The organism is Dehalococcoidales bacterium (assembly GCA_041652735.1).
Lineage (GTDB): Bacteria > Chloroflexota > Dehalococcoidia > Dehalococcoidales > RBG-16-60-22 > RBG-13-51-18.
This window is the reverse complement of sequence record JBAZGT010000019.1, coordinates 43,320-50,493: the sequence shown is the minus strand read 5'-3', so window position 1 is coordinate 50,493 and position 7,174 is coordinate 43,320. Positions and strand designations below refer to the sequence as shown.

The following is a 7,174-nucleotide window of genomic DNA, read 5'->3' as shown; positions in this document are numbered from 1 at the left end:
CCATTGCTATTGTCCAGCGCCGTTCCGATGGGGGTGGCCGATTTGCTCCGAAAGAGTGGCCTACTTTACTCCGAAAGGCCGGCCGGTTTGCTCCGAAAGGGTGGCCGTTTTAGTCCGAAAAACGCAGATGATACTATAAACCAAGGAGGCCGGCCCATTCTGAAACAGTTTTTTAAACGTTTCAAGCCATTCAATACGAAAACGAACCACGGAGCTACCTCCGTATGCCCGGTAAGAGACAATAAAAAAGCAATCGTCACCTTCATAGCCGACGACGGCATTTACCATTCCTGCGTAAAGTACAACGAATTCTTCAGGCAATACGGCCTCAAGGGCACGGCGGCGCTGATAACGGACTGGGTGGAAAAACATTATGCCTACGGAGATTCCGGCAGTCCGCCGGACGGCGCCAACGGCGCATACTGCGGGACCTGGAAAGAGTGGCGGGAACTAATCGACCAGGGGCAGATGGATATCGCCAATCATTCCTTCAACCACCGCGACTTCGCCGGCATCGACCCGGCGGTCGAGCCCGACGAGCTGGAAAAGCAGATAAACGGCGCCCGCAGCACGCTGCTGACCAAACTCAAGGGCATAAAGGTAATCGGCATGGTGAGCCCGTACAACACCAAGAACGCCAAGGCGGAAGCGGTTATCCGGCAGCACCATTACGCGGAAAGAAGCGGCGTCGAAGGCGATAACCCCCTCGACCCCGATGATACCGCCTGGTATGCCCTGAACTACCGGACGGCGGACTCCGGAAAATCAGCGGGGGTGATGAACGCCTGGGTGGATGACGCGATTGCCGGGGGGCGCTGGTGCATCGAGATGTGGCACGGGGTCGACGGGGAGGGGTGGTACCCGCCGTCCGGCGAAACGTGCGGCAGACATTTAGCCTACCTGGCCGGACGGCTGAACGACGTCTGGAACGCCACCTATAACGAGGCCATCCAGTATATCCACGAACGCCAGAACGCGACGGTAAGCGTACAAAATAAAGCGGGGCGAACGGATTACACCATAAAGTTGACTTTACCGCCGGAATACAAGCAGTTCAGCTATCCGCTAACACTCAAGACATTACTGCACGAAGACTGGACGGGTAAAGCGACGGTTATCCAGGACGGGAAAACGCGGCACGCGGAACCGGTAATCGAGGGCGACAACAAATATCTAATCTATAACGCCGTACCCAATAAAGGCGATATTAAAATCCGCCGGGAATAGCGCAGCGGCCCAGAGTATCCGCTATTGCTCCGGCGCTTTTCTTTGCCGCAGCCATTTCCCCTTCTGGTCCACCCGCGTCTGCTCATCAGTGGTTTTATATCGAGCCAGAAACTCCGCCCGGAAGTCCGGGAAAGTGCCGCCCAGGACGGCGGCCCGGATATCCGCCATCAGGTTACGGATAAAGCGCAGGTTATGAATACTGGCCAGGCGCAGGCCCAGCAGCTCCTCGCTGCGGAACAAATGGCTTAAATAGGCGGCACTGAACGTCCGGCAGGTATAACAATCGCATGCGGGGTCGACGGGGCCTTCCGCCCTACTGTAGAGCGCCCGGCGGATGTTGATACGCCCCTGCCGGGTGAATAAAGCGCCGTTGCGGGCGACGCGCGTCGGCAGGGCGCAGTCGAAGATATCTATACCCCGCGCCACCCCTTCTACCAAGTCCTCAGGCGCGCCCACGCCCATGAGATAGCGCGGCTTGTCCGGCGGCAGCAGTCCGGTGGTCCGTTCCAGGATATCCAGGGTCACATCTTTAGGTTCGCCGACGCTCAACCCGCCGACGGCGTAGCCGGGAAAGTCCAGGCGGGTTAAAAACTCCGCCGATTGCGCCCGGAGCTCCGGGAAAACACCGCCCTGCACAATGGCATAGAGCGACTGCGCGTTATTTTGCCGGGCGGCAAGGCAACGCTCCGCCCAGCGGTGCGTCCGCGCCATGGCCCGCACTACTTTTTCCTCGCTATCGCCGTAAGCCGAGCATTCGTCCAGGGCCATAATGACATCCGCCCCCAGCGCCTCCTGATAGCGCACGGCCAGCTCCGGCGTTAAAAAATGCTCGGAGCCGTCAATGTGCGAGCGGAAAGCAGCACCATCATCGGTGATTTTACAGAACGGGGCCAGGCTAAAGACCTGGTAGCCGCCGCTATCCGTCAGCATGGCGCCGTCCCAGGCCATAAAGCGGTGCAGTCCACCCAGCGCTTGAACCGTCTCGATGCCCGGCCGGAGATAGAGGTGGTAGGTATTGGCCAGCACCATGTTAAAGCCGATTTCCTTAATGTCCGCGGGGGTGAGGGTGCGGACGGTGGCCTGGCTGCCCACCGGCATGAACACCGGCGTCAGGATTTTACCGTGGGGCGTGTTGAGCTCTCCGGCGCGGGCGGCGCCGGTGGTATTGGTTAAGCTAAAATGTTTTTCAGTCAATTTTAATCCGTTCCAGGCAAAGTACCGGATATTTTACCCCACTCCACCCCGAGATCCTTCGCTGCGCTCAGGATGACAGAAGCCGGTCGGCGGGGAGACGGGAAAAGGGGCTCAACCTCTCCCCCTTTAATTTCCCCTCTCCGTATACAGAGAGGGGGAGGAGCAGGTCTGTATATTATAGGTTAACCCTGTATCAGCCGGCTGGCGACGATGCTGCGGTGCACCTCGTTGATGCCGACGTAAATCTCGGTCATCTTGGCGTCGCGGTAAAGCCTTTCCAGCGGGAGCGACTTCATGGTGCCAAAAGAGCCGTGTATCTGCATGGCCAGGCGGGTGACGTCCACCGCCACCTGGGAAGCGAACAGCTTGGCCATGGAAGACTCGTACTGGATACCCTGGCCCTGGTCGCGGAGGAAAGCGGTGCGGTAAATCAGCCAGCGCGCCGCCTCGATGCGGGAGGCCATCTCCGCCAGCGGCTGCTGGATGGCCTGCATCCTGGATATAGGCCGTCCCTGGGCTTTACGCTGTTTGGCGTACGCCAGGGAAAGCTCCAGAGCCGCCTGGGCCGCGGCCAGGCCCTGCACCGCCACGCTCATGCGCTCGATGCTGATGGCCTCCAGTAAAATGGCAAAGCCCTGCCCTTCTTTGCCGATAAGGTTTTCCGCCGGCACATGGACATCGTCCAGGTTAACGATGGAAGTACCCAGCCCGCGGATGCCCATCGTCTCCAGCGTCTCCTGCACGGTAAAGCCGGGCGACTTGCCTTCCACGATAAAAGCGTTCAGCCCTTCGCCGTCGGTGCGTTTGGCGAAAAGCAGCACCACGTCCAGCACCGGCGCCAGGGACATGAACATTTTTTGCCCATTGATAACGTAGCCGTCACCGCGACGGCGGGCGGTGGTGGTAATCAGGGAGGGGTCGGAGCCGGTGTCCGGCTCGGTAAAGCCGATGCCGCCCAGACGGATGCCATTGGCCAGCGGCGTGAGCAGCCGCTTTTTCTGTTCATCGCTGCCGAAGCGGAAAATTCCCTCTTCCGGCACGGTATTGACCGCCATGATAGCGCCCACGCTGACCGATGCCTTGCAGAGCTGCTCCAGCACCAGGACAAAGCTAACGTAACCCGCCCCGCTGCCGCCGTACACTTCCGGGTAAGGCAGTCCCTGGAAACCGCGCCGGCCTATCTCCTTAGCCAGGAGCGCCGGAAATTCGCCGGTACGGTCGATAGCGGCCGCCTGCGGCGCCACTTCATTAGCGGCGAAGTCCTTAGCCAGGTTTTGCAGCATTTTTTCCTGTTCGCTCAGATTAAAGTCCATAGCATCTCTCCCGCAATTTTACGCTAAAAACCGGATATCCAGGCACATGACCAGGAACAGCAGTCCCAGATAAGGGAAAGCCGAAAGGCGGTAAAGCTTCCAGGCATCCGCGGCGGCGCGGGTAAAAACGAGCCGGGCGGAGCCATAAACCATCAGGACACCCAGCACGTTAGCCAGCGCCAGGTAAAGCCAGCCGAAGTGCCCCACGAAATACAGGGCGAGGGAAGCCGCGTACAGCACCAAGGCAAAAGCCAGCAGCACTTTCACCGCGTCTTTAACTTCCAGGTTGATGGGGAAGTAGTTAATCCCCGCCTGCTTATAGTCGTCCCGGTGGGTGATATTGACGCTCCAGACATGCAGCGGCAGCCAGGCGGCAATCAGGACACAGAGCAGCAACAGCTCCCAGCTCAGGGATTTATTCACCGCCAGCCACCCCATGAGCAGCGGGGCGAAACTGGCCAGCATGCCCTGGGGATAGACGCAGGTCACCTTCTTGCGCCAGGTGGCGGCCACCAGCGTGCCGCCCGCGTCCGCCAGGAAAACGTAGGGGTTCAACAGCCAGGACAGCCCCAGCCCGACGACTATCAGCCCGCCAATCAGGGGGATCACTTTATTCGAGGGGGAAATGGCGCGGGAGGGGAGCGCCCGCAGACAGGTGCGCCGCATGCGCGCGTCTATATCGCGGTCGAGATAGTTGGTCAGTCCGTTGGCCCCGGCCGCGGCCGTGATTACCGCCGCCAGCACCAGGAGCAGTTTCCAGGATACGATATTTCCCCCGGCGATAACCGCCGTAGCTAAACCGATAAAGCCCAGCAGGACGGTGGGCAGCGGCTTGAGGACCTCGATATAATACCACCAGGCCCCCAACGACCGGCCTTTTTTCACAGACAGGGCGGGGCTTGCTCCGGTGGCGGCTCCGGCTTGATTAATATTCATCAGCTTTACTCCATCTAAATTATACACATTAACCATGGCAGGTAACAAAGGTTGTATTTAACGCCGCGTTCTATTAATATAGGGACGATGGAAGCCGAACTTAAAGAGTACCTTACCAAAAGGCCCAAGAAATCGATTACCGAAGCCAGCCGGATACCGTCAGCAGTGCTGATACCCATCTATAAAAAGAACGGGCAATACCATATCCTGTTTACCAAACGCTCCAACGAGATGAAAACGCACCGGGGACAGATATCTTTTCCCGGCGGGGCGCGCCACGCCGATGACGGCGGGCTGAAGGATACCGCCTTACGGGAAGCCGAGGAGGAGATCGGACTAAAGCCCGAGGACGTTACGGTGCTGGGAGAGCTCGACGACGAGATAACGACCACCTCCAACTTCATCGTAACGCCTTTCGTGGGGATGATACCCCACCCCTACCGCTTTAGGCCGAACCGGGCGGAGGTGGAAAGACTGATAAGCGTGCCGCTGGCGGCGCTGCTGGATAAAGACAACATGAAACCTAATATAGAGACTCTCGACGGCGGCATCGTGGTGGACTCTTACGACTACTACTATAGAGGCAATATCATCTGGGGCGCCACCGCCCGCATATTGAACAAGCTGCTGACTATCATCTCCCGGCTGCCTTCGGCTAACCGGAACACAGTTTAAAACGAGGTGTGCCATGTCACCCGAGGTTTTCAGCCCCACCCTCTATCCATACGTTAACGAAGTACTAAAGCTCTTCCGCGATGAAGCTCAGGCTACTCTGGGCGAATACTTCCTGGGGATGTACCTGCACGGCTCACTGGCGCTCGGGGACTTCACCCCTGGCCACAGCGATATCGATTTCGTGGTCGTTACCACGGCAGAGCCGCCGGAGAGCATCACCCCGGCACTGGAAGCGATGCATCAGCGCATCCATGACGGCGGGCTGGCATGGGCCGGCAAGCTGGAGGGCGCCTATTTCCCGGTGAGTTCCATATACCGCTTTAATACGGAAGAGCCGCCGCGGCCGCATGTCTGGAACAGGAAATTCTTTACCGCCCGCCCGGAAAGCGACTGGCTGATAAATTTTCACATACTGCGCGAGCATGGCGTGACCGTAGCAGGCCCGCCGATTCGCCCTCTGATTATGCCGATCACTCCGGACGATATCAAGAGGGCGGTGGTGGAGGGTTTACGCGTGGACTGGGCGCCGCGGCTGGACGACCGAGCCTGGCTGACGCCCCCGGGAAACCAGCCTTTCGTTGTGTTAACGAACTGCCGGTCTTTATATACGCTGAAGTACGGCACCGTGAAGTCAAAACCGGCGGCGGCCGGATGGGCTTTAAAAACACTGGGCAAACGGTGGCAAGGCCTGATAAAAGACGCCATGACCTGGCATCAAGGGATGCCGCCGGGGGATATCGAAGCAACGCTAGCAATGATGAAATATACGTGGGACAGGGCTAAAGCCTGCAAACTCTAGAGTAACTGGCAGTCCTTGAACATGATGTTCTTGCTGTAGCCGTCATACCTGCCGCGCACCATGACCGATTCCCCCTCGGTGAGGCGGCCGGCCTGGGAGGAGTCCTCTTTGTTGAAAGTACAGCGCAGGCCCATATTTGTTTTCCGTCCGGCGCCGGTCAGCACGATATAGCGGATTTCCAGGTGCTCCCGGATGAACACTTTATCCACCGTTCCCTTAAGCACCACGGTCTTGCCGGACAAACGCGCGTGGGCACCCGATTTATCCGCCCGGAAAAGCGCATCCAGCTGGTCGGCGCTGATTTCCATGCCGTCGGCGATGGCATCCAGCCTTACCAGCGCTTCCGGCGGCGGTGGCGGTGGTTCGGGCACGGCCATAATTTCCGGTTCCGGCAGGGCTTCGGGCCGGGCATTTATTTCAGTTTCCGGCAGAGGCTCGGGCTGTGACTGAGTGATGGCTTCCGGCGGGATTTCTGGTTGAGCTACCGGTTCCGGCGCGCCCGCGGCGGGCAGAATAATCGGGGGGGAGGGAGGAACGACCATAGGCTTTTGTTCCGGCGTATCGACCGGCTCCGGCAATGATTTGACTGCCGGCCCGGCCGGGGGGGCGGCGGGGGGTGAAAGCGGGGTCGGCACCGGGGCTTTTTCTTTGACCGGCACGCTCTGAGGGACGGGCCGCTCCAGAGTCACAGGGCGTGGCCGGGGATCCGGTGCGGGGGCGGGTTCCGGTTCAGGTTCAGGCGCGGGCTCCGGTTCGGATGCCATTTCCGGCTCCAGCGCGGGCTCAGTTTCAGCGTCCGCCGACCCGGCGGCCTGGAGCCTTTCATCCTGGAGCTCGCGGTAGGTCTTGTCAATTTTCCGGAAGGCCCGGGAAATCAGCGGATAGCCGCACCACTGGCAAACCCAGTCTTTAGTCCGGAGCGTTTGGCGTCCGCAGTTGGGACAAATTGCCATCAGATAATCCTCACCCATAGATTACACGTGATAAGTTAGCTTGTCAACTGGTGGAAAAGACATCATTTAAGGTTATG

At 59.1% G+C, this 7,174-nt stretch carries 7 protein-coding genes; 3 read left to right on the top strand and 4 right to left on the bottom strand.

Annotated features, from left to right (window positions below; genetic code table 11):
- A partial coding sequence (locus WC370_07930; protein ID MFA5309392.1) for a polysaccharide deacetylase family protein occupies positions 1 to 1,227 on the top strand: 1,227 nt, incomplete at its 5' end.
- Positions 1,228 to 1,248: 21 nt separating this feature from the next.
- On the opposite strand, the gene tgt is transcribed toward WC370_07930, so the two are convergent.
- The 3 genes from tgt to WC370_07915 all read right to left on the bottom strand — a co-directional run bounded on the left by tgt (position 1,249) and on the right by WC370_07915 (position 4,670).
- Positions 1,249 to 2,421 carry a tRNA guanosine(34) transglycosylase Tgt gene (gene tgt, locus WC370_07925; protein MFA5309391.1) on the bottom strand — a complete coding sequence of 391 codons (1,173 nt, stop codon included), beginning with the start codon at positions 2,419 to 2,421 and terminating at the stop codon, positions 1,249 to 1,251.
- Positions 2,422 to 2,603: 182 nt separating this feature from the next.
- Positions 2,604 to 3,734, bottom strand: a complete 1,131-nt coding sequence (locus WC370_07920) for an acyl-CoA dehydrogenase family protein (protein MFA5309390.1) — start codon at positions 3,732 to 3,734, stop codon at positions 2,604 to 2,606.
- Between the two features lie 18 nt (positions 3,735 to 3,752).
- Complete coding sequence (locus tag WC370_07915) at positions 3,753 to 4,670, bottom strand: UbiA family prenyltransferase (GenBank protein ID MFA5309389.1); 918 nt, start codon at positions 4,668 to 4,670, stop codon at positions 3,753 to 3,755.
- 87 nt (positions 4,671 to 4,757) lie between these two features.
- Here WC370_07915 and WC370_07910 point away from each other — a divergent pair, with 87 nt between their 5' ends.
- Complete coding sequence (locus WC370_07910) at positions 4,758 to 5,345, top strand: CoA pyrophosphatase (GenBank protein ID MFA5309388.1); 588 nt, start codon at positions 4,758 to 4,760, stop codon at positions 5,343 to 5,345.
- A gap of 13 nt (positions 5,346 to 5,358) precedes the next feature.
- On the top strand, positions 5,359 to 6,144 hold the full coding sequence (locus WC370_07905) for an aminoglycoside adenylyltransferase domain-containing protein (GenBank protein MFA5309387.1): 786 nt from the start codon (positions 5,359 to 5,361) through the stop codon (positions 6,142 to 6,144).
- Here the strand turns inward: WC370_07905 and WC370_07900 are convergent.
- Positions 6,141 to 7,097, bottom strand: a complete 957-nt coding sequence (locus tag WC370_07900; protein ID MFA5309386.1) for a hypothetical protein — start codon at positions 7,095 to 7,097, stop codon at positions 6,141 to 6,143. The genes WC370_07905 and WC370_07900 overlap by 4 nt on opposite strands.
- Between the last annotated feature and the right edge of the window lie 77 nt (positions 7,098 to 7,174).

Coding starts and splice junctions, on each gene's coding strand:
- WC370_07920 (MFA5309390.1), bottom strand. CDS start 3,734: ATGGACTTTAATCTGAGCGAACAGGAAAAAATGCTGCAAAACCTGGCT.
- WC370_07915 (MFA5309389.1), bottom strand. CDS start 4,670: ATGAATATTAATCAAGCCGGAGCCGCCACCGGAGCAAGCCCCGCCCTG.
- WC370_07910 (MFA5309388.1), top strand. CDS start 4,758: ATGGAAGCCGAACTTAAAGAGTACCTTACCAAAAGGCCCAAGAAATCG.
- WC370_07905 (MFA5309387.1), top strand. CDS start 5,359: ATGTCACCCGAGGTTTTCAGCCCCACCCTCTATCCATACGTTAACGAA.
- WC370_07900 (MFA5309386.1), bottom strand. CDS start 7,097: ATGGCAATTTGTCCCAACTGCGGACGCCAAACGCTCCGGACTAAAGAC.